Origin of the sequence: Streptomyces glaucescens (genome assembly GCF_002154375.1) — a bacterium.
GTDB classification, from domain to species: domain Bacteria; phylum Actinomycetota; class Actinomycetes; order Streptomycetales; family Streptomycetaceae; genus Streptomyces; species Streptomyces glaucescens.
Genome location: NZ_MUND01000511.1, coordinates 1 through 867, shown reverse-complemented (window position 1 = coordinate 867; position 867 = coordinate 1). Strand labels below are relative to the sequence as shown.

The 867-nt window shown below is 72.1% G+C and carries 1 protein-coding gene; it reads right to left on the bottom strand.

What is annotated here, in order from left to right; genetic code table 11:
• A partial coding sequence (locus CCN42_RS42790) for an AAA family ATPase (protein WP_158102150.1) occupies window positions 1-464 on the bottom strand: 464 nt, incomplete at its 3' end.
• Between the last annotated feature and the right edge of the window lie 403 nt (window positions 465-867).

Genomic DNA, 867 nt, shown 5'->3' with positions numbered 1-867 from the left:
TCGTGGGCCATCCGCTGGGCGGCCCGCTCGTCGAGCGGACGCAGCCGGAACGCCCGGTGGGGCTCGGCCAGGGACCCCAGGGCGATGTCGAGCGGGCTGTTGGGCCGCCCCCACCGGCGGCTCGTGCACCAGACGATCGGCAGTCCCGCGGCCTTCAGCCGCACCCTCGACAGCGCCTTGACGTCCGTCTCGTCGGAGCAGTGGATGTCGTCCAGGAGGACGACGACGGTGCCGTCGTACGTGACGGGGTCCTCGTGCAGGCCCCGCAGCACCGTCGCGCCGGCCGACTCCGCCAGGGCTGCCGCCTCGGCGAGCAGACGGGACTTGCCCGTTCCCGGCCCTCCCTCGAGGGAGACGCGGAGGCTTCCGGTCTGGTGCGCGGAGCGGATCGCGTGGCAGAGCGTCGACACTTCCTCGGACCGACCGTGCAGCGGGTGAGTTCCGGCCTCCAGCACTGAGTTCACGTTCTGTCACCTTCTGTCGGCATGGATGGGAAAGCAGAGGGGGACGACTGGCCGCAGGGCCCCGACAGGGATCGGTCGAGGGGTGCCGGGGCGATCGCTGCGCGTGGGAGACGGCCGCGCTGCCGGGCGCCGTACACCGGCCTCGTTGCCGATGGGAAACCGCCAACCCGGCATAGAAGGTCACCCGGTGTCGGCGGCCGGTGCAAGGACGGTCGTTCAACCGTCGCCTACTTGGTCAGGTCGGCTCCGGCCTGCTCGGCCGAGTCCAGGGCCCCGTACAGGAGCAGATCCCAGGCGCGCGCGACGCGGCGGACGGCCGGGGAGTCGCCGCCCGTCCCCGCTGCGGCGCAGCGCGTGTACTCCTCGATGCCCATGATGAGGAACAGCACCGAATCGGCGAACG